The 23,287-nt window shown below is 66.1% G+C and carries 20 protein-coding genes; 13 read left to right on the top strand and 7 right to left on the bottom strand.

Annotation, left to right across the window (positions count from 1 at the left end; translation table 11 throughout):
- The coding region (locus JWQ89_RS19910) for a cell wall hydrolase (protein ID WP_299643939.1) at positions 1 to 761 on the top strand (761 nt) is incomplete at its 5' end.
- A gap of 397 nt (positions 762 to 1,158) precedes the next feature.
- Here the strand turns inward: JWQ89_RS19910 and JWQ89_RS19905 are convergent.
- The 6 genes from JWQ89_RS19905 to JWQ89_RS19880 form a co-directional block, all read right to left on the bottom strand.
- Positions 1,159 to 1,761 carry an NAD(P)H-dependent oxidoreductase gene (locus tag JWQ89_RS19905; protein ID WP_299643937.1) on the bottom strand — a complete coding sequence of 201 codons (603 nt, stop codon included), beginning with the start codon at positions 1,759 to 1,761 and terminating at the stop codon, positions 1,159 to 1,161.
- Positions 1,761 to 3,167, bottom strand: a complete 1,407-nt coding sequence (locus JWQ89_RS19900; RefSeq protein ID WP_299643936.1) for an FAD-binding oxidoreductase — start codon at positions 3,165 to 3,167, stop codon at positions 1,761 to 1,763. Before JWQ89_RS19900 ends, JWQ89_RS19905 begins: the two co-directional genes overlap by 1 nt.
- A gap of 2 nt (positions 3,168 to 3,169) precedes the next feature.
- Complete coding sequence (locus tag JWQ89_RS19895) at positions 3,170 to 4,486, bottom strand: cytosine deaminase (RefSeq protein ID WP_299643934.1); 1,317 nt, start codon at positions 4,484 to 4,486, stop codon at positions 3,170 to 3,172.
- Positions 4,487 to 4,654: 168 nt separating this feature from the next.
- Positions 4,655 to 5,527 carry an ABC transporter permease gene (locus JWQ89_RS19890; protein WP_299643932.1) on the bottom strand — a complete coding sequence of 291 codons (873 nt, stop codon included), beginning with the start codon at positions 5,525 to 5,527 and terminating at the stop codon, positions 4,655 to 4,657.
- Positions 5,527 to 6,291 (bottom strand): ABC transporter ATP-binding protein, encoded by a 765-nt coding sequence (locus JWQ89_RS19885; RefSeq protein ID WP_299643945.1) that lies wholly within the window; start codon positions 6,289 to 6,291, stop codon positions 5,527 to 5,529. Before JWQ89_RS19885 ends, JWQ89_RS19890 begins: the two co-directional genes overlap by 1 nt.
- A 130-nt stretch (positions 6,292 to 6,421) precedes the next feature.
- Positions 6,422 to 7,372 carry an ABC transporter substrate-binding protein gene (locus tag JWQ89_RS19880; RefSeq protein WP_299643942.1) on the bottom strand — a complete coding sequence of 317 codons (951 nt, stop codon included), beginning with the start codon at positions 7,370 to 7,372 and terminating at the stop codon, positions 6,422 to 6,424.
- 283 nt (positions 7,373 to 7,655) lie between these two features.
- On the opposite strand from JWQ89_RS19880, the gene JWQ89_RS19875 reads away from it, so the two are divergent.
- The 12 genes from JWQ89_RS19875 (at position 7,656) to JWQ89_RS19825 (ending at position 21,335) form a co-directional block, all read left to right on the top strand.
- Positions 7,656 to 8,045, top strand: a complete 390-nt coding sequence (locus tag JWQ89_RS19875; protein WP_299643930.1) for a Rid family hydrolase — start codon at positions 7,656 to 7,658, stop codon at positions 8,043 to 8,045.
- 23 nt (positions 8,046 to 8,068) lie between these two features.
- Entirely contained in the window at positions 8,069 to 8,869 is an 801-nt protein-coding gene (locus tag JWQ89_RS19870; protein WP_299643927.1) for a creatininase family protein, read from the top strand.
- 188 nt (positions 8,870 to 9,057) lie between these two features.
- A complete protein-coding gene (locus JWQ89_RS19865) occupies positions 9,058 to 10,611 on the top strand; it encodes an aromatic amino acid lyase (protein ID WP_299643924.1) in 1,554 nt (517 codons plus the stop codon).
- A gap of 97 nt (positions 10,612 to 10,708) precedes the next feature.
- Positions 10,709 to 11,617 carry an ABC transporter substrate-binding protein gene (locus JWQ89_RS19860; RefSeq protein WP_299643923.1) on the top strand — a complete coding sequence of 303 codons (909 nt, stop codon included), beginning with the start codon at positions 10,709 to 10,711 and terminating at the stop codon, positions 11,615 to 11,617.
- Positions 11,618 to 11,855: 238 nt separating this feature from the next.
- Positions 11,856 to 13,043: an ABC transporter permease gene (locus tag JWQ89_RS19855; RefSeq protein ID WP_299643921.1), complete on the top strand. Its 1,188-nt coding sequence runs from the start codon at positions 11,856 to 11,858 to the stop codon at positions 13,041 to 13,043.
- Complete coding sequence (locus JWQ89_RS19850; protein WP_299643919.1) at positions 13,036 to 13,974, top strand: ABC transporter ATP-binding protein; 939 nt, start codon at positions 13,036 to 13,038, stop codon at positions 13,972 to 13,974. Before JWQ89_RS19855 ends, JWQ89_RS19850 begins: the two co-directional genes overlap by 8 nt.
- On the top strand, positions 13,971 to 14,720 hold the full coding sequence (locus JWQ89_RS19845; RefSeq protein ID WP_299643917.1) for an ABC transporter permease: 750 nt from the start codon (positions 13,971 to 13,973) through the stop codon (positions 14,718 to 14,720). Before JWQ89_RS19850 ends, JWQ89_RS19845 begins: the two co-directional genes overlap by 4 nt.
- A 51-nt stretch (positions 14,721 to 14,771) precedes the next feature.
- Positions 14,772 to 16,124: a dihydroorotase family protein gene (locus JWQ89_RS19840; protein WP_299643915.1), complete on the top strand. Its 1,353-nt coding sequence runs from the start codon at positions 14,772 to 14,774 to the stop codon at positions 16,122 to 16,124.
- Between the two features lie 473 nt (positions 16,125 to 16,597).
- Positions 16,598 to 17,119, top strand: coding sequence for a DUF559 domain-containing protein (locus JWQ89_RS22565; RefSeq protein WP_366144025.1), 522 nt, complete (start codon positions 16,598 to 16,600; stop codon positions 17,117 to 17,119).
- Positions 17,119 to 18,357, top strand: a complete 1,239-nt coding sequence (locus tag JWQ89_RS19835) for a Zn-dependent hydrolase (RefSeq protein ID WP_299643913.1) — start codon at positions 17,119 to 17,121, stop codon at positions 18,355 to 18,357. Before JWQ89_RS22565 ends, JWQ89_RS19835 begins: the two co-directional genes overlap by 1 nt.
- A 1-nt stretch (position 18,358) precedes the next feature.
- Complete coding sequence (locus JWQ89_RS19830) at positions 18,359 to 19,486, top strand: DUF917 domain-containing protein (RefSeq protein WP_299643910.1); 1,128 nt, start codon at positions 18,359 to 18,361, stop codon at positions 19,484 to 19,486.
- A gap of 181 nt (positions 19,487 to 19,667) precedes the next feature.
- The gene (locus tag JWQ89_RS19825; protein WP_299643908.1) at positions 19,668 to 21,335 is read left to right on the top strand and encodes a urocanate hydratase; all 1,668 of its coding nucleotides are present in this window, start codon (positions 19,668 to 19,670) and stop codon (positions 21,333 to 21,335) included.
- On the opposite strand, the gene JWQ89_RS19820 is transcribed toward JWQ89_RS19825, so the two are convergent.
- On the bottom strand, positions 21,332 to 23,179 hold the full coding sequence (locus tag JWQ89_RS19820; RefSeq protein WP_299643906.1) for an extracellular solute-binding protein: 1,848 nt from the start codon (positions 23,177 to 23,179) through the stop codon (positions 21,332 to 21,334). The two genes, JWQ89_RS19825 and JWQ89_RS19820, sit on opposite strands and share 4 nt — an antisense overlap.
- Positions 23,180 to 23,287 lie beyond the last annotated feature (108 nt).

Raw genomic sequence — 23,287 nt, 5'->3', positions numbered from 1 at the left:
ATCGCGCCCGGCCCGTGGTGGAACTCGCCGACGTCACCGGCAGCTTCGCGGGGATCCGCGCGCAGATCGCTGCGCAGCGCATCGCCAACGGCCTGCAGGTGGCCGCGCCCCTCGAGACTGCCAAGGCCGACGCCAGCGGCAAGACGCCCCCGCCCATGCCGGTGTCCGTCGCCTCGGTCGATCCCGCCCTCACCACCCCGGCGCTCGACGCCATCGACGGCATGGCCGGCGCTGGCAGCGACGTGCCGATGCCCCGCTCGATGTCCGACAAGCTGGCCTACGCCCGCGCCGACCTGCCCGCGACCGTGTTCGACGGCTCCGTGCTCAACAAGCAGGGCAAGAAGGTTTCCGACAAGGAAGTCTGGTGCATGGCCACCGCCATCTACTTCGAGTCACGCGGCGAGAGCTATCGCGGCCAGGTCGCGGTAGGCCAGGTGGTGATGAACCGCGTCTACCACAAGCTCTACCCCGACACGATCTGCGGCGTGGTGTTCCAGAACCAGAACAAGCGCAACGCCTGCCAGAACTCCTTCGCCTGCGACGGCAACCCGGAAAAGGTCACCGACCAGAAGTCCTGGAAACAGGCCATGGCGATCGCCAAGGACGTCATCTCCGGCAAGGAATACCTCGCCGAAGTCGGCTACGCGACCCACTACCACGCCACCTACGTTTACCCCCACTGGGCTCCGCGCATGAAGAAGAACGCCAAGATCGGCCAGCACATCTTCTACCAGTTCAAGCGGGGCTGGAACTTTGGGTAAGCGGTAGCGGGCGAAGCGAGTACGGAACACGCTTCGCCCGCACCAGACCATCGGTGAGCGTCTCCCTCCCCCTTGCGGGGAGGGGACAGGGGTGGGGGTCCACAGCCACCAGCCTCTCAATGGCCCCAATTCCCCCTCAGCCCCCATTCATCTCCCGTTCATCTCCGGGGCAAACAAGCGGCAGCACTGCAGCCCTATTCCGCCCTCCGAGCCCCGTCCAACCCGTCCGCCCCCACCAAGCCATCCCAAAACCCCGGCCCGCGGCGCCCTCACAGCACTTATCCCCGCGTTCCCCGCATCAGCGACAATGCCCTCACCAAATGTGGCCAGGGGACCCAGCGATGCACCAACCGAAGACCAAAACCCAAACTGAACGAACCACCCCCAGTTCGTTCAATCAGAACCGCGCCATCTCCCGCTTCACCTTCTCGATGAACCCTTTCAGCCCCGCTTCGGTCTGGTTGTTCATGTCGTAGAGCGCCAGGTATTTCGGCGGCATCGGCGTGCCGAAAGTCACCCAGGCCCAGCGCATCGCGAGCCGCCGCGGCGGGTCGCCCATGATCATGGTGCGCAAGCGATCCCCGCCATATGTGGTGATGTACGCGACCTTCCGGATGTTCTTCATCGCCGGCACCAGCCTGCCCTTGTCCGGCCCGTCGCCGCCCTCGAGCACGAACGAGACTCCCGGCAAAAAGATGCGGTCGAAAAACCCCTTGAGGATCGCCGGGTACCCATAATTCCACACAGGGTGGACGAACACGATCTTATCGCAGGCGCGCAGCCGGTCGACATAGGGCCTCGTCAGCGGCGTCAGGTTGCCCGGCACATCGTGATAGCCAAGCCGCTCCTCGCTGCTCATAACTGCTTGAAATTGCTCATCATATAGGTTGAGCGCATCCACCTCGTCACCCTTGGCCCTGAGGGCCTCGCAGGCGGCGTTGAAGAGCGAGCGGTTGTAGCTGGTCTCGACCGGGTGGGCGTGGACCACCAGCACCCGCATCAGGCCGCGCCGCCGAGCGTGTAGAGCCCCGTGAACAGCCAGGTCCGCCCCGACTCGAAATCGAAATCCGGATCGTCCCAGGCGATCATCTTGCCCGGATTGAGGATGCCCTTGGGATCGGCCTCCTTCTTGAAGGCCAGCTGCGCCCGATCCGTCCGCTTCATCCCGCCCTCTTCGAGCGTATAGCGGTGCGGATTGAACACCAGGCACCCATTCTCCTCATGGATCCGGATGATCTCCTCGAGCCGCTCTTCCGACGTGTAGCGCACGATAGGCAGCCCCGAGAACACCACCCGCCCGTCGAACCGGGTCATCTCGATATGCATCGGCAGCTCTTCCCCGAAGATGTCGATGATCTTCCTGACATGCGCCAGGTCGGGATACTGCGTCTGCAGATACGTGATCGTGGGGTCGATCTTCAGCCCGCGCAGCGTCGTGTGGTTCCACGCCAGCTCATAGATCGGCGGCAGCTTCGCCTTCTCCTCCGGCGCCATCGTATCGGTGCGCATCAGCAAGTCGCCCTCGTGAAATCCCACGAAATCCACCAGCGCCGGCACCGCCGCGGGCGCCACCATCAGCAGCACCACCGATTGCTCGCGGCTGCGGATATAGGGCCGGTGGCGGTTGAAATAATCATGCGCGATGGGCGCCGCGACCGGCGAAATCTCCTTGCACAGCAGCCCATCCTGCAGCGCCACCTGCTCGGCAAAGGCGCAGGCCTCCTGGATGCTGTCGAAGCCGACCATCATGTCGACCCAGTCGTAATGCGCCGTCAGCGGCATCTCCGCCTCGACGATGATGCCGTTGGTGCCGTAGGCATGCGCCACCTTGAGAATATCCGGCCCGGTGAGGTCCAGCACCCGCGGCTCGGCCTCGCAGGTCACCACCTTCAGCCCCAGGATATTGCCGAAATTGCGCAATCCGCCCCAGCGGATCGACCCCACCCCGCCCGAGCCGCCGGCAATGAAGCCGCCGAGCGAAGCCATGCGATAGGTCGAGGGATGGAAGCGGAGTTCACCGTTGACCGCATGGATGGTCTGCTCGTCCAACTGCTCGAGGATGACCCCGGCCTCGGCCCGCACCCGGTCCTGCTCGATCTTGATCACCCTGTTGAGGTTCATCAGGTTGAGCATCGCCCCGCCCGAGAGCGGCATCGCCTGCCCGTAATTGCCCGTCCCGGCGCCCCGCGGCGTGATCGGCACCTCATGCCGGAACGCCTCGCGCAGCACCGTCACCACCTCGTCCACCGAGCGCGGCGACACCACGATCTCGGCGGTAACCCCTTCCAGCTGCTGCTTCAGGCGCGGCGAGTACCAGTAATGGTCGCGGCTCTTCTGCTGCACGATGCGTGGGTTGTCTTCGACCGGAATGTCGCCGAGAGCGGTGCGGAAGGCGGCAATGTCCATGATTACTCCATCAGGTCGTCGAGTTCGCGATAGTCGGGCAGGGTGGTGTCGATCGCCTTGCCGGCACGCAGCACGATCCGGTCGTATTGCGGCCGGGCATTGAGCTCGGTCCAGCTGCGGGCAGAAAACAGTACCAGGTCAGCCGGCGCGCCGACCTCGATCACCGCCCTGTAGGCAAACCCGGCATGCGCCGCAGGCGCCGAGCCGACGGCCCGCACCCAGTCCCACGCCAGGTCCTGCGGGTGGTCGAAGTGGAGGATCCGCGCGCCCTCGCGCAGCACCTCGACCCCGTCGAGATCGCCATAGGCGTAGAACGGATCGCGGGTATTGTCCGACGCAACGGCGACCACCGCGCCCGCCGCCTTGAATTCATTGAGCAAGGTGGCCCCGCGCCGGATCGGGGTGCGCACCGCGCCGTTCCCGTTGTCCCGGTCCTGCAGGTAGATGTTGCACATCGGTAGCGAGACGATCGCGATCCCCGCCTCCACCGCCTTGTCGATGGTTCCCCGCACCGTCCGCTCGTCCTGCACCGTGAGCACGCAGCAATGGCCCGCCATCACCTTGCCGGTGTAGCCGGTCTCGAGCACCGCCTCGGCGAGGTGGAGCAGGGCGTGCGCGCTGGGGTCGCCCGTCTCGTCCGTATGAAGATCGAGGTCGAGGCCAAGCTCGCCGGCCTTTTCGACGACCCGCAGCATGGCTTCCTTGGAGCGCCCGTATTCGGCCACCGATCCGCCGAGAGCGCCGCCCGAGGCCTTCACCTGCCGCGCCACGGTATCGAGTTCCGCCGGGTTCAAGAGCGTATCCGGCCCGACGATCGACACCGCCTGCAGCTCGATGCGATCGGCCCACCGCTCCCGCATCTCCTCGAACAGCGCCCAGCTGATCTCGTGCTGCGGCGGGGCGCTGTCGAGATGCGTGCGGATGGCGGCAGTGCCGTGCGCATAGGCGCAGCGTAGCGCGAAATCCATCCGGCGTTCGAGGTCGGCCCGGGACCAGTTGTTCTCGCGGTCGGCCCCCGCGGCCACCAGCGCCCCGAGCCAGGTCCCGTCCGGGTTCTCTTTCCGCGGCCAGATATGCCCCTTGTCGAGATGCGTGTGGACATCGACGAAGGCCGGCAGGATCAGCCCGGAATCGAGATCGTGGCTCGCCCCCGTGACGGGCGCCAACCCGGTCGGCCGAATCGCCGCCACCCGGCCATCCCTGATCTCCACATCGACCGTCTCGACCGCCCCGCTCCCGGCCTTGCCGAGCGCGGCGCTGGGGATGCGGGCATTGCGGAGCGTGACGTTGCCGGTCGCGAGCGCTGGGGTGCCGTGCATCAGGGGTGTCCACCGTCGGCAGACGGCCCCCTCCCGGCGGCCTCCCCCATAAAGGGGGAGGTGAAGGGGAGCTGATTCCTGGCTGCGATCGTGCCTCGAACCCGATGCGGCACCTCCTCCTTTATGGGGGAGGCCGGGAGGGGGCCGTCTGTCTCCGTGAGCGCCAACTCAATTCTCCCGCTTCAGTGCACTTTCGTGCCAGCGGTGCAGCGTCAGCCAGGCGATGAACGAGGTGAGTCCGAAGATCGCGATGCCCGTCCCGGTCAAGAGGATCAGCGCCGCGAACAGCCGCGGAATGTTGAGCCGGTACTGCGCCTCGAGCAGCCGGAACGCCAATCCCGAACCTTCGCCCGCGGTACCTGCCGCGAACTCCGCCACCACCGCCGCGATCAGCGCCAGTCCGCCGCCGATCCTGAGGCCGGCCATGAAGTACGGCATCGCCGCCGGGATCTTCAGGTAGATCAGCGTCTGCCACCGCGACGCCCCATAAAGGTCGTAGAGATTCAACAGGTTATGATCGACGCTCTTCAGCCCGGCCACCATGTTGGAGAGGATCGGGAAGAACGCCACGAGGAACGAGCAGATCAGCAGCGCCGTCTGCGTGTCGGGTGAATAGATCAGCAGCAGCGGCGCGATCGCGATGATCGGCGTCACCTGCAGGATCACCGCGAACGGGAACAGCGCCAGTTCGATCCATTTGCTCTGGACGAGGATGATGGCCAGCGCCACGCCCCCGATCAGCGCCAGGATCAGCGCCGAAAAGGTGATCTTCAGCGTCACCAGCAGGGCAGGGAGTAGCGTCGGCCAGTCATTCAGCAGCGAATTGGCCACGTCCGCCGGCGTCGGCAGGATGTATTTCGGGATGCCGTTCAGCACCACGATGAAGTGCCAGGCGATCACCGCCAGCACCAGCATGGCGACCGGCACGACGATGCGGAGGATCTTCTCGGTATTCGAGGTGCGCGGACGCAGGATCGCGACGGCGCTGTCGGTGCCGGCTTCCTCGGAACTGCCCGGTCCGGCCTGGACGATCTCGCTCATCAGTGCGTCCCCCCGCCGGCGTGGATGGCCTCGTGCAGCGCGTGTGACACATCGTGGGTGATCGCACGGTACTCCTCGGAAGTTCGGTATTCGGCGTTACGCTCGCCGCTCGTCTTGAGCGGCATGTCGGCGAATACCTGTCCCGGCCGCGCCTTCATCACCACGATGCGGTTGGAGAGGTAGGCGCTCTCGAACACCGAATGGGTGACGAAGATCACCGTGACGCCCGACTGCTTCCACAGCCGCAGCACGTCGTCGTTGAGCTTTTGCCGAGTAATCTCGTCGAGCGCCGCGAACGGCTCATCCATCAGCAGCAGCTTGGGCTTGGTGACCAGCGCCCGGGCGATCGAAACGCGCATCTTCATACCGCCCGAGAGTTCGCGCGGATAGGCCTCGGCAAAATCGGCAAGGCCGACGGCGGCAAGCGTCTCCATCACCCGCGGCCGGGCGGCGGATTTGCCCACGCCCTGCAGCCTGAGCGGCAGGTAGACATTGCCGAACACCGTCTGCCACGGCATCAGCGTCGGTTCCTGGAACACGAAGCCGACATCGCCCTCGGGCAGGCCCTTGGAATTGATCTTGGATGACGGCCAGCGGATCTGCCCGGAACTCGGGGCGCCGAGGCCGGCGATGATCCTGAGCGCGGTCGATTTGCCGCACCCGGATGGGCCCAGCAGGCTCAGGAACTCGCCCCGCTCCACATCGAGCGACATGTCCTTGAGCGCCAGCGTACCATTGGAAAAAACCTTCGAGACGTTGCGCATCGAAACGACTGTGCGTGACGAAAGCGGTGCGGTCCTCGGCTCGGCGAGGGAAAGATCAGTCAAGTGCGTTAAGCCCAGGTTAGGGACGAACGGCGCGGGCGGTATTGCCCGCGCCGATGGGGTGTTTAGCCTATTTCACCAGCTCTTTGCCAACGCCCTGGCAAACCAGCTCGGTGGTATAGGCCTTGGTGTAGTCAATGCCGTCGCTGAACAGGCCCACGCCCACCATCTGCTCGTAGAAGTCCTTCCAACGCGCGTCGGTCATGCAGCCGATGCCGTTGGTCTCGGCGTCACCGGAAACGACAAGGCCGTATTCCTTCATCTTGGCGACGCCGAACGCCAGCTGGCCGTCCGTCATGTCCGGATTGTCCTTCTTGATCAGCTCGTTTGCGGCCGTGTTGTCGCCATAGAGGTAGTTGTACCAGCCGATGATCGAGGCCTCGACGAAACGCTTGGCCACGTCCTTGTTGGCATCGTACCACGGCTTCATTACCTCGATCGTCGACGAGTACGGCGCAAAGCCGTTGTCGGCGAGCAGGAACGCCTTGGGCGCCCAGCCGGTCTGTTTCTCGATCTCGTAGGGCTCGGACGTAACATAGCCCTGCTGGATCGCCTGCTTGTCGGCGATGAACGGTGCAGGGTTGAAGGTATAGGGCTCGAACTTGTCGTCGGTGAAGCCTTCATAGGCCGTCTTCATCCAGCCGAAATAGGAGATGAAGCCGTCCTTGGAGAGGATGTATTTCGAAGCCTTGGCGAGATCCGCGAAGGTCTCGAAGCCGGAATCCGGATGCGCCAGCAGCACCTGCGGATCCTTCTGGAAGATCGAGGCGATGGTGAGGGTCGGGATGCCTTCCTTGACCGCGTCGATCGCGGTGGTCGGCCCGCCCATGTAGAAGTTGATCTGCCCGCCGATCAGCAGCGACCGGTTGGCGCCCTGCGGCCCGCCCTGGCGGATGGTGACGTCGAGATTGTACTTGGCATAGGTGCCATCGGCCACGGCCTGGTAGTAGCCCCCGTGCTCCGCCTGCGCGAGCCAGTTGGTGCCGAAGCTGACCTTGTCCTGCGCCAGCGCGCCGCCCATACCCAGTGCCAGCGTTATCGCGCCGGCCGAGATGAGCTTGGTGAAGTCGATCATCATTTAGTCTCCCTGTTACGGTATCCGCCGGGCTTGTCCCCCGCCCGGCGGGTCGGCAAACTCCTGTGCCCGAGAGCACGCGGGCCATTCATTCCGCGCCCGATTGAAAAAGAAAAGCCCAAAAACGCGCCACCGGGCGAACTGCCGCGATAATAGGCAATAAGGGTCAGAATGGGGCTTTCCTTAGTGAGCGTTTGACGCTTAGCTGAGCATACACATCGGGGGTCCTGTGCATAAGCCGCTTTTACCAGACAGTATTCACCCGCCCTTCGCGCCTTACAGCCCGGGCGTCGAGGTGGCGTCCCGCTCCCGCTTCGTCTTCGTTTCCGGCCAGCTCGGCATCGGCAAGGATGGCCTGATTCCACCCGATTGCGCCGGGCAGGCCGAGCTCGCTTTCCAGAACATCCTCGCCATCCTGGGCGAGGCCGGCATGGCATTGAAGGATATCGTCCGCATCAACGCCTACGTCACCGGCCGCGAGCACCTGCAGCCCTACATGCAGGTCCGCAACGCCCTGTTTTCCGAGCCCTTTCCCGCCTCGACCCTGATGATCGTCGCCGGTTTCGCCCGCCCCGAATTCGTCGTCGAGATCGAGGCCGTGGCGGCGACGCCCGGCTGACCCAACCCTTCGAAAGACTTCCCATGAGCTACCGCAAGATCTGGTGGAACGACTTCTCCGCCACCCAATTCCACGGCCTCGATCCGATGAAGACCATCGCCGTCTTCCCGGTCGCCGCAGTCGAGCAGCACGGCCCGCATCTGCCCGTCGGCACCGATACCATCATCAACCAGGGCCACCTCGATCTGTTGGTGCAGCGCGCCCCGGCCGACCTCGATATCCGCATCCTGCCGGTCCAGGCGATCGGCAAGTCCAACGAGCACATCTGGCAGAAGGGCACGGTCAGCCACACCGCCACCAACCTGATCGACGCCTGGACGCAGGTCGGCCTCGAGATCGCCCGCACCGGCATCAAGAAGGTGGTGTTCGTCAACAGCCACGGCGGGAACGTGTCGATCCTCGACATCGTCGCCCGCGAGCTCCGGGTGCGCGAGAACATGCTGGCGGTGAAGGCCGGCTGGAGCCACTTCTGGCCCAAGGACATCTACTCCGACATCGAGAACCGTTTCGGCATCCACGGCGGCGACAGCGAGACCTCGCTGGTGATGCACTTCCGCCCTGAACTGGTGAACACCGACAAGCTCCAGGACTTCCCCTCCGTCGCCCAGCGCGACGAGCAGGCCTACAAGTACCTCCGTCCCACCGGCATGCTGAGCTACGCCTGGATCGCCAGCGACATCCACCCCCTCGGCGCCGCCGGCGAAGCCAGCAAGGCCACCGCGGACAAGGGCCGCATCACCGTCGAAACCGCCGTCGACGGCTTCATCGAACTGCTGCGCGAAGTCGAGCGCTACCCACTCCCGGGCAGCGACCGCCAAGCTTAGTGTCCCTGATCCCCTCAGTCGACTCCCTCCCCCTTGTGGGGAGAGATCAAGGGTGGGGGTGGCCCCACGCTCGAATCTTTCCAAATCCCGGCCACAGACCCCGCCGCTCCCGCGCCTCGGGCAGGCGCCCCCCCAACGCGCCAGCCCCTCCCATTGCGCGCCTGCCTTGCACCCGCTAATCCCTGCCTATGCAGCAGTTTCATCCCCAATCCGAGACTCTCTCCCTCAACGGCAAGCCTCTGAGCTTCGCGAACCTGGCGCGCATCGGGCAGCGCGCCGTCGTGCTCGAGGCTGACCCTGCCGCCATGGACCGCGTCGATGTCGCCCGCAAGGTGCTCGACGACAAGATCGCCCGCGGCGAGCCGGTCTACGGCGCAACCACGGGCGTGGGCGCAATGAAGGACGTCGAGTGGACGCCCGAGCAGATGGAGACCTTCAACATCGGCCTCGTCCGGGCCCACCATTTCGGCACCGGTGCCCCATTCCCCAACTCGGTGGTCCGCAACGCCATGGCGATCCGCGTCAACACCGCCCTCACCGGCCGGGTTGGCTGCTCGCGCGGCCTCGTCGAGGCCTACCTGGCGCTGCTCGACAAGGACGTGGTGCCGGTGGTGCGGCGCACCGGCTCTATCGGCACCGCCGATATTGGGCTGATGGGCCAGATCGGCGCCGTGCTCACCGGCGTCGGCGAAGCCGTGTACCAGAACCGCCGCATGTCGGCCGAGGCGGCGCTTGCCGATGCCGGCCTCGCGCCCTGGCGAATGGCGCCGCGCGATAGCCTTGCCTCGATCAGCGTCAATGCGGTCGGTTTCGCCGCCGCCGCCGAGGCAACGCGCTCGGCCGCCTCCACCGTCCGTATGCTGCTCGCCACCAGCCTCACCACCGCCGGTGCGCTGGGCGCCTCGCGCGACCCGTGGAAGGCCGTCGCGCATGTGGGCACCGAGCGCGAGGCCGAGATCGGCGCCTGGCTTTACCACAACGCCATGGGCTGGGACTGGCCCGACGCCACACATATCCAGGACCCGCTGAGCCTCAGGATGATGGCGCAGGTCTTCGGCTCGGTATTCGACACCCTCCTGGTCTGCGGCCGCACCATTCTTGCCGCCACCGGGCGTACCGACGACAACCCGGTGGTCGTTGGCGGCCAGGTGCTGACCTCGGGCGGCTCGCTCCCCCTCGACGTCACCATCTATCTCCAGACCGCCCAGCTGGGGCTGGCGCACGCGGCGCGCAACTCGTTCAACCGCTGCGTGCTGCTGTCTAACGGCGCGCGCCGCGACCTTCCGATCAACCTCGTGCCGCGCGGCGCCATCGCCACCGGCTTCGGCCCGATCATCAAGCTCGCCGGCGAACTGTTCGCCCGAGCGCTCTCGATGTCGGTGCCGGTGTCCGCGCAATCGTTGGTGGTGGCGGCGGGGCTCGAGGACGAGGTCTCGTTCCTGCCGCTGGTGGTCGAGCGCTTCGAACGTCAGGTGCGGGCCCTGAAGCGCCTCGCGGCGCTCGAAGGACTGCTGGCGGCGCAGGCGATGGACATTCACGGCGATCGCCCCAGCGGTGTTCCCGGCATGATCTACGAGAAGGTGCGCAAGCACGCCGAGTTCTACGAAATCGATCGACCGCTCTCGGCGGAAGTCGAGATCATCGAAAGCGATCTGGGCTCGGAACAGACCATGGCGGAACTGATTTCCCACGCGCCCATCCATGCACTGGACGAGTTTTTCGCGCTTGGCCCGGTCACGTAGCACGCGGGAGTATGACTTTTCCGAGGGGTACGTATAGGTTTGGCGCCAATTCCGGCCCAGGGATCACACAAAGGCCGGAGCAATAAGGAGACCATCCATGCTTTCGAAGAAACTGCTCGGCGCCGTCGCGGCGCTGGCCTTCACGGTGACTGCTGCCAACGCCCAGGTCGTCGTGTCCTCGAAGATCGATACCGAAGGCGGCTTGCTCGGCAACATCATCAGCCAGGTGCTGCAGGCCAACGGCATTCCCGTGACCGAGAAGATCCAGCTCGGCGGCACCCCGGTAGTGCGCCAGGCGATCACCGCCGGCGAAATCGACATCTACCCCGAGTACACCGGCAACGCCGCGTTCTTCTTCGAGAAGGCCGACGATCCGATCTGGAACGATGCCGCCAAGGGCTACGATGAGGCCAAGAAGCTCGACTTCGACGCCAACAAGATCGTCTGGCTGACGCCGGCTCCTGCCAACAACACCTGGGCCGTGGCGGTCCGCAAGGATGTGGCCGATGCCAACAAGCTCGCCACCTTCTCCGATCTCGGCAAATACATTGCCGGCGGCGGCAACATCAAGCTCGCCGCCTCGGCCGAGTTTGTCTCGTCCCCCGCGGCGCTCCCCAAGTTCCAGGAAGTCTACGGCTTCACCCTGAAGCCCGACCAGCTGGTGACCCTTTCGGGCGGCGACACTGCCGCGACCATCGCTGCCGCCGCGCAGCAGACCAACGGCGTCAACGCTGCCATGGTCTACGGCACCGACGGTGGCATCGCCCCCTCGGGTCTGGTGGTGATGGCCGACGACAAGGGCGTGCAGCCGGTCTACGAGCCCGCCCCGATCATCCGCGAGGCCGTGCTGAAGGCCAACCCGCAGATCGAGGAGCTGCTGAAGCCGGTCTTCGCCAAGCTCGACCTCACCACGCTCCAGGGCCTGAACGGCCGCATCCAGGTCGGTGGCGAAGCCGCCAAGGACGTCGCCGTCGACTGGCTGAAGACCAACGGCTTCCTGAAGTAAACTACAGCGCAGACAACGCATTTTGGGGGTGGGCAGGACTACTGCCCGCCCCTAATGTTTTCGCGATGAACGGGTTTTGCGATATCGCGGCGGGAGGGCCCTCACCCGTCTCGGCCTCGGGCCGATCCACCCTCTCCCCGACGGGGAGGAGAACGGCCGTGGCACGATGGTGCCACCGCGCTTATTATCCCGCTCGGGGAGACGGTGGCGCGCAGCGCCGGATAAGGGGAGGCAGGCAGTGAGTGCCGTTGTAGCGGTCCCCCGCCGCCTGCAGTTCGCCATCGACAAGCTCGGCGTCCTCATTGCCGCCATCGCCACCGTCGCGTCATTCCTCCCCTTCGCCGCCTTCCGGGCCAACCGCATCGTTCTAGGCGAGTCCAAGTCCATCTTCGCCGCGCTGCCCGCCTGGGAAGCCACGCTCCTCGTGCTGGCGCTGTTCGCCGCCATCGCCATCGCCCTGTTCAGGACGCCCACCCTGTGGCGGCTCTGGACCAGCCTTGTCGTGCTCGCCATCCTCTTCATCGCCGTCGGGCACGCCGCGTCTTTCCTCACCCCCGAGGGCGACCGGATCGCCCGCGTCTCGCCCGGCGCTGGCTTCTGGCTGCTGATCTTCGCCTTCGCGCTCCTCGCCGCCGACGCCATTGCGCGGCTGAAGCTGAGGCCGTGGACGCGCATCGGCGCCCTCGTGGGGGTCGCCATCTTCTTCGCCGTTCTGCTCGGCTCGGGCACCCTCAACGACCTCTCGATCCTGCGTGAATATTTCAACCGCGGCGACACCTTCTGGCGCGAGGCGCAGACGCATCTGGCGCTGGCGCTGGGCTCGCTGGCCGCGGCCACGGTCGCCGGCATCCCCATCGGCATTCTCTGCCACCGCAGCGATGCCCTGCGCGCTCCCGTCCTCAACGTCCTCAACGCCATCCAAACCGTGCCCTCCATCGCCCTGTTCGGCCTCCTGATCGCGCCGCTGGCCTGGGTGGCGGCCAACATCCCTAGCGCCTCGGCCCTCGGCATCTCCGGCATCGGCGCGGCGCCGGCGATGGTGGCCCTCTTCGCCTATTCGCTGCTGCCGGTGGTCGCTAACACCGTGGTAGGCCTCGACAATGTGCCGCCCGCCGCCAACGATGCGGCCAAGGGCATGGGCATGACCGACCGGCAGCGGCTGCTGACGGTCGAGTTCCCGCTCGCCTTCCCGGTGATCCTCACCGGCATCCGGATCGTGCTCGTCCAGAACATCGGCCTCGCTACCATCGCCGCGCTGATCGGCGGCGGCGGCTTCGGCGTCTTCGTTTTCCAGGGCGTCGGACAGACGGCCATGGACCTGGTGCTGCTCGGCGCCGTGCCGACCGTGGCGCTGGCCTTCGCGGCCGCCGTAGTGCTTGATTCTATTGTGGAAATGGTCTCGCCCAAGGATATGCGCCGTGATTGAGATCGAGGCCCTCACCAAGGATTATCTCGACCTGACCGTGGTCGACCATGTCAGCATGACCGTCGAGGACGGCGAGCTCGCGGTAATCGTCGGCACCTCGGGTTCGGGCAAGACCACTTTGTTGAGGATGATCAACAGGTTGATCGAGCCCACCTCCGGCACGGTGAAGATCGACGGGCAGGATACGCGGTCGGAACCGGCCTTCGAGCTCCGCCGCCGGATCGGCTACGCGATCCAGGGGCATGGGCTGTTTCCGCATCGCACGGTGGGGCAGAACATTGCCACCGTCCCCGAGCTGCTCGGCTGGGACAAGCAGAAAACCGCACAAAGGGTGGATGAGCTTCTAAATCTCTTCCAGCTCGATCCCGCGGAATTTCGCGACCGGTTGCCGAGCGAGCTCTCGGGCGGCCAGCAGCAGCGGGTCGGGGTGGCCCGCGCCCTCGCCGCCGAGCCCAAACTGCTGCTGATGGACGAGCCCTATGGCGCGCTCGACCCGATCATCCGGAGCAAGGCGCAGTCGGACCTCCTCGCCATCCAGAAGCGCTTCGGCACCACCATCGTGCTGGTGACCCACGACATGGAGGAGGCCATCCATCTCGGTACGCGCATCGCCGTGATGGACAAGGGCAAGCTCCTGCAATACGCGCCGCCCCATGAGATCATCGCCAATCCCGCCACCCCGTTCGTCGCCGAACTGATCGGTACCGGCGAGCGCCCGTTCCGGCTGCTGTCGCTTTGGAAGGTCCGCGACTTGGTCGAGCCCGGTCCGGCGCAGGGCGAACCGATCTCCGCCGATGCCTCGCTGCGCGACGCCTATGCCGAGTGCCTGTGGAGCGGCCGCGAGATGCTGCCGGTGATCGACGAAAGCGGCGCCCTCATCGGCCGCATCCGCCGCGACGACATCGCCCACAAGGCAGAGCGCCCGCAATGAGCATCGGCCTGATCATCCGGCTGGTCGTCCTCGCGCTGCTGGTGGCGTTCATCGTCACGCCCGAGAGCTTCGCCTTCGTGTTCCAGCCACTGACCAGGAACGGCCAGCCGGCGATCTACACGCAGAACTCGCTGCTGAACCTGACGCTCAGCCACCTGACCATCGTTGCGATCGCCACGATTGCCGCAACGCTTGTGGCCGTCGGCCTCGCTATCCTGGTGACGCGCCCGTTCGGCGCCGAGTTCCTGCCATTGAGCCGTTCGATCGCCAATATCGGCCAGACCTTTCCCCCGGTCGCCGTGCTGGCGCTCGCCGTTCCGGTGCTCGGCTTCGGCACCGCCCCGACGCTGGTGGCGCTGTTCCTCTACGGGCTGCTGCCGATCTTCGAGAACGCGCTCACCGGCCTCACGACCCTGCCGCCCACCGTCACCGAAGCGGCACGTGGCGTGGGCATGACCGACCGCCAGCGGCTCCTCGACGTGGAGCTGCCGCTCGCGACGCCGGTGATCCTCGCCGGCATCCGGCTCTCGGTGGTGATCTCGGTCGCCACCGCCACCATCGGCTCGACCGTCGCCGCCTCGACGCTTGGCGAGGTGATCATCGCCGGTCTCCTCTCCAACAACCTCGCCTTCGTGGCGCAAGGCGGGCTGGTGGTCGGCGTGATGGCCGTTCTGATCTATGATGCGCTCTCGGCGCTCGAGCGGATACTGATGGCAAGGACCGGACAGCGGAGGGAGATATCGTGAACTGGGGTTTCCCCACCGTGACACCGAGTTAAGGGAGGCCGCGAGGCAAGCATGTCCGATTTCGATCTCGTCCTCGCCGGCACCGTGGTGCTGCCCTCGCTGATCATCGAGGACGGCTATGTCGCGGTGCGCGACGGCAAGGTCATCCATGTCGGCGAGGGGACGCCCCCGCATGCGCATGAACGGCATCTGCTCGGCAAGGCCCTGATCCTCCCCGGCGCCATCGACGCGCAGGTGCACTCGCTGAGCCAGCGCAACCAGGAGGATTTCATCTGGTCGACCCGCTCCGCGGCAGCCGGCGGCGTCACCACCATTGTCGACATGCCCTATGACGAAGGCGACCTCGTCTGCTCGGCCGCAGCGGTGGAGCGAAAGGTCGCTCACGCCGAGCCGCAGGCCCGGGTGGACTTCGCGCTCTACGGCACGATCAACCCGGAGGAGGGCGCGACCCGCATCGCCGAGCAGGCGGCAGCAGGGGTCGCCGCGTTCAAGTTCTCGACCTTCGGCACGGACCCGGTGCGCTTTCCCCGCATCTCGCCGCCGCTGCTTCAGGAAGCGTTCATCGAAGTGGCAATGACGGGGCTGACCGGTGGCGTTCACAACGAAGACGACGAAAGCGTCCGCGCCGCCATGGCCAGGGTGAAGGCCTCCGGCATCACCGACTGGCGCGCCCACGGCCTCAGCCGCCCGCCGCTGACCGAGCTGCTGGCGACGCTCGAAATCTACGAAACCGGTGCAGCGACCGGCGCTGACGCCCACGTCGTCCACTGCTCCCTCAGCCGCGGCTACGACATCGCCGCCGACTACCGGGCGCGGGGCTTCCACGCCAGTATAGAATGCTGCATCCACTACCTGACGCTCGACGAGGAAAACGACGTCCGCCGTCTCGGCGGCAAGGCCAAGATCAACCCCCCGATCCGCCCCCGCGCCGAAGTCGAGGCGCTGTGGCGGCAGGTGGCGGCCGGCAACGTGACGCTGGTCTCGACCGACCACGTCAGCTGGTCGGAGGACAGGAAGACCAACCCGGATATGCTTGCCAATGCCTCCGGCGTGCCGGGGCTCGAAGCCATGGTGCCGCTATTCGTCAAGGGCGCGCTGCAGCGCGGCATCTCGCTGACCTGGGCGGCAAAGCTGATGGCGGCAAACCCGGCGCGACACTTCCGCCTCAGCCAGAAGGGAGCGCTCGAGGCCGGCAAGGACGCCGACATCACCGTCCTGGTCGACCGCCCGCAGGTCTACGACGCCGCGCGCTCGGGGCACAATGTCGTGGGGTGGAGCCCCTACAACGGCATCGAGCTGCCGTGGACCGTGGCCGGGACGTGGCTGCGCGGGCGGCAGGTGTTCGACGGGACGAAGGTGGCGGAGCCCGGGGCAGGGCGGTGGGTTCGGCCGGAGGTTAGGTGATGGTGCGGAGGGCGACCCTCCGGATCGGTCTTCGTGACCTCGCGCGCGGAGCAAACTGTAAGCGTCTCCCTCCCCCTTGCGGGGAGGGGACAGGGGTGGGGGGTCTCTTTGAGCATTGAACGTGCAAGAAAACTGCGGCGGGATCAGCCAGGGCCGGAGCGTGCGGCAAGAGCCCGGAGCGAGGTGATGGGGTGGTGCGTAAAGAGTACCCCCCACCCTATCCCTCCCCCGCAAGGGGGGAGGAGACCCTCCCGATCTGTCTTCGTAACCTCAAGCGCGGAGCAAACTGCAAGCGTCTCCCTCCCCCTTGCGGGGAGGGGACAGGGGTGTGGGGGTATCTTTGAGCACTGAACGCGCCCCGGGCTTGCGACGGCATCAAACGGCGAGCAGAGGGAGGGGATGAGTTGGTACGAGCAACCTTACACTCGGAGCAAGCTTGACGTCTCCCTCCCCCTTGCGGGGAGGGGACAGGGGTGGGGGTGTCTTTGAGCATTGAACGCGCCCGGAAACTGCGCCGGGATCAGACGGGACCGGAGCGTGCCATGTGGCGCATACTCTGGCATTTCCGCGAGCAGGGCTGGCATTTTCGGCGGCAGCAGCAGGTTGGTCCCTACTACGCAGATTTTGCCTGTTTGCACGCGAAGGTCATTGTCGAAATGGACGGGGAGACGCATGGGACGGACCGGGCCGTGGCTTACGACGCTAACCGGAACGAGTACATGCGGGGCAGGGGCATTCACGTGCTCCGGTTCACCAATGACTATGTGCTGCAAAACGCAGATGGCGTGTACGAGGTGATTGCCGGCGTGCTTGGGGCGGTATCTCGTGTGTCGAACTCCCCCCACCCTGTCCCTCCCCCGCAAGGGGGGAGGAGACCCTTACGATCAGCCATCGCAACCACGCCTTTCGAGCAAACGGCAGAGCCTGACACGGCGCACGCGGCTCCATCGTCTCCCTCCCCCTTGCGGGGAGGGGACAGGGGTGGGGGCTCTTGATGGCCACCAATCTCTCCACAAACCCCGCCCGCATCGCCGAGGACATCGCCTCCCTCGCCGAGATCACCGAACCCGGACGCCCCTACACTCGCCGCGCCTTCACCCCGATGTTCCTCCGCGGCCGCGAATGGCTCGTCCGCCGCTTCGAGGCGGCGGGGCTCGAGACACGTATCGATGCTTCCGGCAACCTCATCGGCCGCCGGCCGGGAAACTTGGGACAGGGCACCATCATGCTCGGCTCCCACTCCGACACCGTCCCCGATGGCGGCCGCTTCGACGGCATCGCCGGGGTCTCGGCGGCGCTGGAAGTGGCCCGCGCCCTGCGAGACCAGCACATCGAGCTCCGCCACGACCTCGAGATCGTCGATTTCCTCGCCGAGGAAGTGTCGATCTTCGGCGTCTCCTGCGTCGGCAGCCGCGGCATGGCCGGTGTGCGGCCGGAGGCATGGCTCGATCGCGAGGTCGACGAGTTCAGCCTGCGCGAGGGCATCGCCGAGGTCGGAGGCAATCCGCTGCGGCAGGAGAAGCGCGACGACATCGTGGCCTTCCTCGAGCTGCATATCGAGCAGGGGCCGGTGCTCGAGGACGGGCATCTCGATATCGGCGTCGTCACCGCGATCGCCGGGATCACGCGTATCGAGATCATCGTCAACGGCCGCGCCGACCATGCCGGGACGACGCCAATGGGCTCGCGCCAGGATGCACTGGCGACGGCGGCGCGGCTGGTGCTGGGCATCGAGGTGCTGGGGACCGAACTGAGCCAGGGAGATTTTCACTTCGCCGCGACTGTGGGTGAATTCTCGATCGAGCCGGGGGCGGCCAATGTTGTGCCGTCGCAGGCGCGCCTCCTGGTCGACGCGCGGGCCGAGCGCCGCGAGGACATGGAAACTTTCGTTGCGGAACTCGGCGCGTTGGCCGAGGCGGTGAGCACCGAGACCGGCGTCGCCATAGAACCCCCATTGACCATTTCCGACAATTTCCCAACGCCTTGCGACCCCTTCGTGCTTGATACGCTCGACGCGGCAGCCGTGGCCGTGGGCGCGCGCCACCGCCGTTTGGCGTCGGGCGCCGGGCACGACACGGCCTGGATGGCGCGGATCACCAAGGCAGCGATGATCTTCATCCCCTGCCTCGGCGGCCGCAGCCACACGCCGGAAGAACATGCCGAAACAGCCGACGTGGCGCTTGGCGCTGCGGTGCTGCTGGAGGCGGTGAAGCGGTTGGACGGGGAATTGTAGTATGGGTCGCGTATTGACCGAAAAAGACGTGGAGCCCGCCGTAAAGGGCGGCTCCGTCTATGCTGCTGGCGGCGGTGGCTGGGCCGATCATGGCCGGATGCTCGGCTATGCTGCGGTGAGCGTCGGCAAGCCCGAGCTGGTGGACATCGAGGAGCTCGACCCGCGCGACTGGGTGGCAACCGCCGCCGCCATCGGCGCGCCGGCCTCGACTACCGCGTGGGAGATGCAGGGTGTCGACTACGTCAAGGCCGTGAAGCTGCTCGAAAAGGCGCTGGGCGAGAAGCTGAGCGGCCTGATGATCGGGCAGAACGGCAAGAGCTCGACGCTGAACGCCTGGCTGCCCTCGGCGCTGCTCGGCACCAAGGTGGTGGACGCCGTGGGCGATATCCGCGCGCACCCGACGGGCGACATGGGCTCGATCGGCATGGCCGGCAGCCCGAAAAAGATGATCCAGACCGCAGTGGGCGGCAACCGTGCCGAGAACCGCTATATCGAGCTGGTGGTGAAGGGCGCGACGGCAAAGATCTCGCCGATCCTTCGCACCGCCGCCGACCAGTCGGGCGGCTTCATCGCCTCGTGCCGCAACCCGCTGCGCGCCAAATACGTGCGGCGCAACGCGGCACTCGGCGGCATCTCGCTGGCGCTGAGCCTCGGCGAAGCGATCATCGCGGCGGAAAAGAAAGGCGGCTCGGCGGTCATCGACGCCATCGTCAAGACGACGGGCGGCAGCATCCTGGCCAAGGGCGCGGTGACGAAGAAGGAGCTCGTCTACACAAAGGAGGCCTTCGACATCGGCCGGTTCGCGCTGGGCGATGGCGACAAGGCGGTCACCATCCACACCATGAACGAATACATGGCAGTGGATGACGCCGGCGGCACCCGGCTCGCGACCTTCCCCGACGTGATCGCCACCCTCGACGCCGCCGGCACCCCGCTCAGCGCCGGGCAGTTGCGCGAAGGCATGTTCGTCTTCGTCCTCCACGTCCCCAAGAAGATCATTCCGCTGGCCTCGTCGGTGCTCGATCCGGCGGTCTATCCGCCGGTGGAGAAGGCTATGGGGATCGAGCTGGTGAAATACGCGCTGGATGGGGTGAAGCGGAAGAAGAAGGCGGCGAAGGGGTGGAAGTAGGGGTCTGAACTGCCCCTCACCCGCCTCGGCTTCGCCGAGCCACCCTCTCCCTCAAGGGGAGAGGGGAAGAGCGTGGCACAATCTCGCCTTCTTCCCTCTCCCCTTGAGGGAGAGGGTGGCGCGTAGCGCCGGGTGAGGGGCAGTTTCGCCATCTTGCGGCTGGTGCTAGAACCTCCACACCATGCCCAAACCCAATTCCCGCCACCCCAATTTCCCCATCCCCTCCGGCCCCGTCCTCCGCGCCAAAGGCTGGCGCCAGGAGGGGTTGCTCCGCCTGCTCGAGAACGTGCTCTCTGTCGGTGAGGACCCCGACAACCTCGTGGTCTACGCCGCGCTCGGGAAGGCCGCGCGCAACTGGGCAGCGCACAGGCAGATCGTCGCCGCGCTGACCACCATGGACGAGGACCAGACGCTGCTGATCCAGTCCGGCAAGCCCATCGGCCTGTTCAAGACCCATGCGCAGGCGCCGCTGGTGATCATGGCCAACTGCAACATCGTCGGGCAGTGGGCGAAGGCCGAGGTGTTCTACGAGCTCGAGAAGAAGGGCCTGATCGCCTGGGGCGGGCTGACCGCCGGGGCGTGGCAGTATATCGGCAGCCAGGGGGTGATCCAGGGCACCTACGAGATCTTCATGCGCATCGCCGAGAAGCGCTTCGGCGGCGACCTGCGCGGCCGCTTCATCCTCACCGCCGGGCTCGGCGGCATGGGCGGCTCGCAGCCGCTGGCCGGCCGCATGGCGGGCGCCGCGATCCTCGTCGTCGATATCGATCCGGAGCGGGCGCGACGGCGGAAGGACATCGGCTACCTCGAGGAGATCGCCCCCGACCTCGACACCGCGCTGGCGATGATCGACGCCGCCGTGAAGGAGAAGCGCCCGCTCTCGGTCGGGCTCGTCGGCAACGCCGCCGACGTCTATCCCGAGATCGTGCGGCGGGGAATCGTGCCCGATATCGTGACCGACCAGACCAGTGCGCACGACCTCGTCTATGGCTACGTGCCGCGGACGCGCACGCTGGCGGAAGTCCATGACCTACGCATAGCCAATCCGGCGCTGTTGATGGCCGAAAGCACGGCTTCCATCGTCGAACACGTCAACGCCATGCTCGCCTTCCAGCGCGCCGGCGCCGAGGTGTTCGACAACGGCAACCTGATCCGCACCCAGGCGAAAAAGGGCGGCGTCGAGCACGCGTTCGACATCCCGATCTTCACCGAAGCCTACCTGAGACCGCTGTTCGCACGGGCCATCGGCCCCTTCCGCTGGATGGCGCTGTCCGGCGAGCCGGACGATATCCGGCGAATCGACGACCTGGTGCTGGAGATGTTTCCCGGCAACAACATCGTCACCAACTGGATCGGCCTCGCGCGCCAATACGTGCCGTTCGAGGGCCTGCCCGCCCGCATCGCCTGGCTTGGCCACGGCGAGCGCACGCAGCTGGCACTGGCCGTCAATGCCCTTGTAAAATCAGGGGAATTGAGCGGCCCGGTGGCGTTCAGCCGCGATCACCTCGACGCCGGCGCCATGGCGCACCCCAACATCATGACCGAGAACATGAAGGACGGCTCGGACGCCATCGCCGACTGGCCGCTGCTCGATGCCATGCTGCTGACGGCCTCGATGGCCGACCTCGTCGCCATCCACTCGGGCGGCGGCGGCTACGCCGGGTACATGACCTCGGCCGGCGTGACGCTGGTGGCGGACGGTACGGAGGCGGCCGACGCGCGGCTGAGCCACGCGCTGACCAATGATACCGGGCTCGGCGTGATGCGTTACGCGGACGCGGGGTACGACGAGGCGCGGGACGAGGCCCGGCAAAAGGGCCTCGCCTGGTTCGATCTGTCGAAGGCCTAGTTCTTCGCTGCCCCGGTCTTGGCCGCCTTTGCCTCGTCGTACCACCAGACCGTGGGGAAGCCGATGTTGAATTCGGGGAGGGGATCGGGGTGACTGAAGCGGTCCCAGCGGGCGATGCGAGATTTGCGCAGCGTGTAGGTCGGCGTCACGTAGTGGTGGGCGAGCAGCACACGGTCGAGCGCGCGGGTGGCGGCGATGAGCGTATCGCGGTCGGTGGCGAAGATGACCTTGTCGATCAATGCGTCGATGCCCTTGTCGGCGATGCCCGCATAGTTGCGGCTGTCCTCGCCCTGGGCTGACGCCGAGCCCCAGAAGTCGCGCTGCTCGTTGCCCGGGGAGAGCGACTGGCCCCAGCCGGTATAGATCATGTCGTAGTCGCGCTTGCCGACCCGCTCGATATATTGCGGTGAGTCGACGGTGCGGATGGTGGCGTCGATGCCGAGCCGCTTGAGGTTGGTCTGGAACGCCGTGGCGATCGGCTCGATGGTCGGGCCGTTGAGCAGGATCTCGAACGAGACCGGCTTGCCGGTCGGGTCCATCAGCTGGTTGCCGTTGAGGGTGTATCCGGCCTGGGTGAGGATCTGGTTGGCGGTGCGGAGGCTGTTGCGCAGCTTGGTCGGATCGCCGTTGACCGGGTTCTTGTATTCGGTGGTGAATACCGAGGCGGGGACGAGGTCCCTGACCGAGTTGAGGATTTCGAGCTCCTTGCCCTGAGGCAGGCCGGACGAAGCGAACTCGGTGCCGTAAAAGTAGCTGTTGATGCGGTCGTATTGGCCGAAGAACCTGAGCTTGTCGAGCTCCTCGAAATCGAACGCGTAGAGCATCGCTTCGCGCAGGGCTTCGTTCTGGAACAGGGGCTTCCGAAGGTTCGGGACGAACCCGACGAGGACGCCCGAGCCGCGGTAATTGTTCTCGAACAGCTCCTTGGTCACCTTGCCTTCGGTGACGGCGGGGAAGTCGTAGCCGTTCTGCCAGCGCAGCGCGAGGTTCTCGTCCCACCAGTCGAATTCGTCGCCCTTGAAGCCTTCGAACTCGGCGGTGGTGTCGCGGAAATACTCGTACTTGATCTGCTGGAAGTTGTTCTGCCCGATGTTGAACGGCTCCTTGAGGGCCCAGTAGTTGGGGTCCCGCTCGTAGGTGACCGAGGCGCCGGGCGAGAAGCTCGCGAGCTTGTACGGGCCCGAGCCCATCGGCGGCTCGAGGGTGGAGTGGGCGATGTCGCGCGGCTTGCCGTCCGGGCCGGTGCCTTCCCACCAGTGCTGGGGCAGGACGATCAGCTGGCCCATGATGTGCGGCAGCTCGCGGTTGCCCTTCTGGTCGAAAGTGAAGGTCACCTCGCCCGGCGCCGTGACTTCGGCCTTGGTGACGTTGGCGTAGTAGTTCGCCTGGCTGGGGTTCAGCTCCATGATCTTGTTGAACGACCAGACCACGTCCTCGGCGGTCACCGGCTCGCCGTCCGCCCACTTGGCGCGCGGGTTCATGCGGAAGGTGACCGAGGAATAGTCGTCGGGGAAGCTGAATGCTTCGGCGAGGTCGCCGTATTGCGTCGAGGTCTCGTCGAGCGAGGCGGTGGTCAGCGTCTCATAGACGAGGCCGATCCCGTCGACCGGTTCCCCCTCGGGCAGGATCGGGTTGAAGGTGTCGAAGCCGCCCATCGAACTCAGCCGCACTTGGCCGCCGACCGGGGCATCGGGGTTCACGTAGTCGAACCTGGCGAAGCCCTCGGGGTATTTCGGCTCGCCGATCAGCGAGCCGGCGTGATGCCAGACCTTCTCCTGCGCGAGGGCTGGGGAGAGGGCGAGGAGGGCTGCGAGGGTGAGGGTGGCGAGCTTGGCGAGGTGCATGAAGGGCCTCCGTTGGGGGAGAACGTTGCGGGGGAGCTTAGGGGCGATTGCGGCGGGAATCGAGGGTGGTCCAGGAGAGATCGCGGCTGTGGACCCCCACCCCTGTCC

Origin of the sequence: Devosia sp. (genome assembly GCF_028290645.1) — a bacterium.
GTDB lineage: Bacteria > Pseudomonadota > Alphaproteobacteria > Rhizobiales > Devosiaceae > Devosia_A.
Note: the sequence above shows the minus strand (reverse complement) of the source record. Positions and strands in the feature narration are given on the sequence as shown.

Coding starts and splice junctions, on each gene's coding strand:
- JWQ89_RS19825 (WP_299643908.1), top strand. CDS start 19,668: ATGCCCAAACCCAATTCCCGCCACCCCAATTTCCCCATCCCCTCCGGC.
- JWQ89_RS19895 (WP_299643934.1), bottom strand. CDS start 4,486: ATGCACGGCACCCCAGCGCTCGCGACCGGCAACGTCACGCTCCGCAAT.
- JWQ89_RS19860 (WP_299643923.1), top strand. CDS start 10,709: ATGCTTTCGAAGAAACTGCTCGGCGCCGTCGCGGCGCTGGCCTTCACG.
- JWQ89_RS19885 (WP_299643945.1), bottom strand. CDS start 6,291: ATGCGCAACGTCTCGAAGGTTTTTTCCAATGGTACGCTGGCGCTCAAG.
- JWQ89_RS19905 (WP_299643937.1), bottom strand. CDS start 1,761: ATGCGGGTGCTGGTGGTCCACGCCCACCCGGTCGAGACCAGCTACAAC.
- JWQ89_RS19820 (WP_299643906.1), bottom strand. CDS start 23,179: ATGCACCTCGCCAAGCTCGCCACCCTCACCCTCGCAGCCCTCCTCGCC.
- JWQ89_RS19840 (WP_299643915.1), top strand. CDS start 14,772: ATGTCCGATTTCGATCTCGTCCTCGCCGGCACCGTGGTGCTGCCCTCG.
- JWQ89_RS19830 (WP_299643910.1), top strand. CDS start 18,359: ATGGGTCGCGTATTGACCGAAAAAGACGTGGAGCCCGCCGTAAAGGGC.
- JWQ89_RS19880 (WP_299643942.1), bottom strand. CDS start 7,372: ATGGGCGGCGCGCTGGCGCAGGACAAGGTCAGCTTCGGCACCAACTGG.
- JWQ89_RS19890 (WP_299643932.1), bottom strand. CDS start 5,527: ATGAGCGAGATCGTCCAGGCCGGACCGGGCAGTTCCGAGGAAGCCGGC.
- JWQ89_RS19865 (WP_299643924.1), top strand. CDS start 9,058: ATGCAGCAGTTTCATCCCCAATCCGAGACTCTCTCCCTCAACGGCAAG.
- JWQ89_RS19900 (WP_299643936.1), bottom strand. CDS start 3,167: ATGGACATTGCCGCCTTCCGCACCGCTCTCGGCGACATTCCGGTCGAA.
- JWQ89_RS19845 (WP_299643917.1), top strand. CDS start 13,971: ATGAGCATCGGCCTGATCATCCGGCTGGTCGTCCTCGCGCTGCTGGTG.
- JWQ89_RS19870 (WP_299643927.1), top strand. CDS start 8,069: ATGAGCTACCGCAAGATCTGGTGGAACGACTTCTCCGCCACCCAATTC.
- JWQ89_RS19835 (WP_299643913.1), top strand. CDS start 17,119: ATGGCCACCAATCTCTCCACAAACCCCGCCCGCATCGCCGAGGACATC.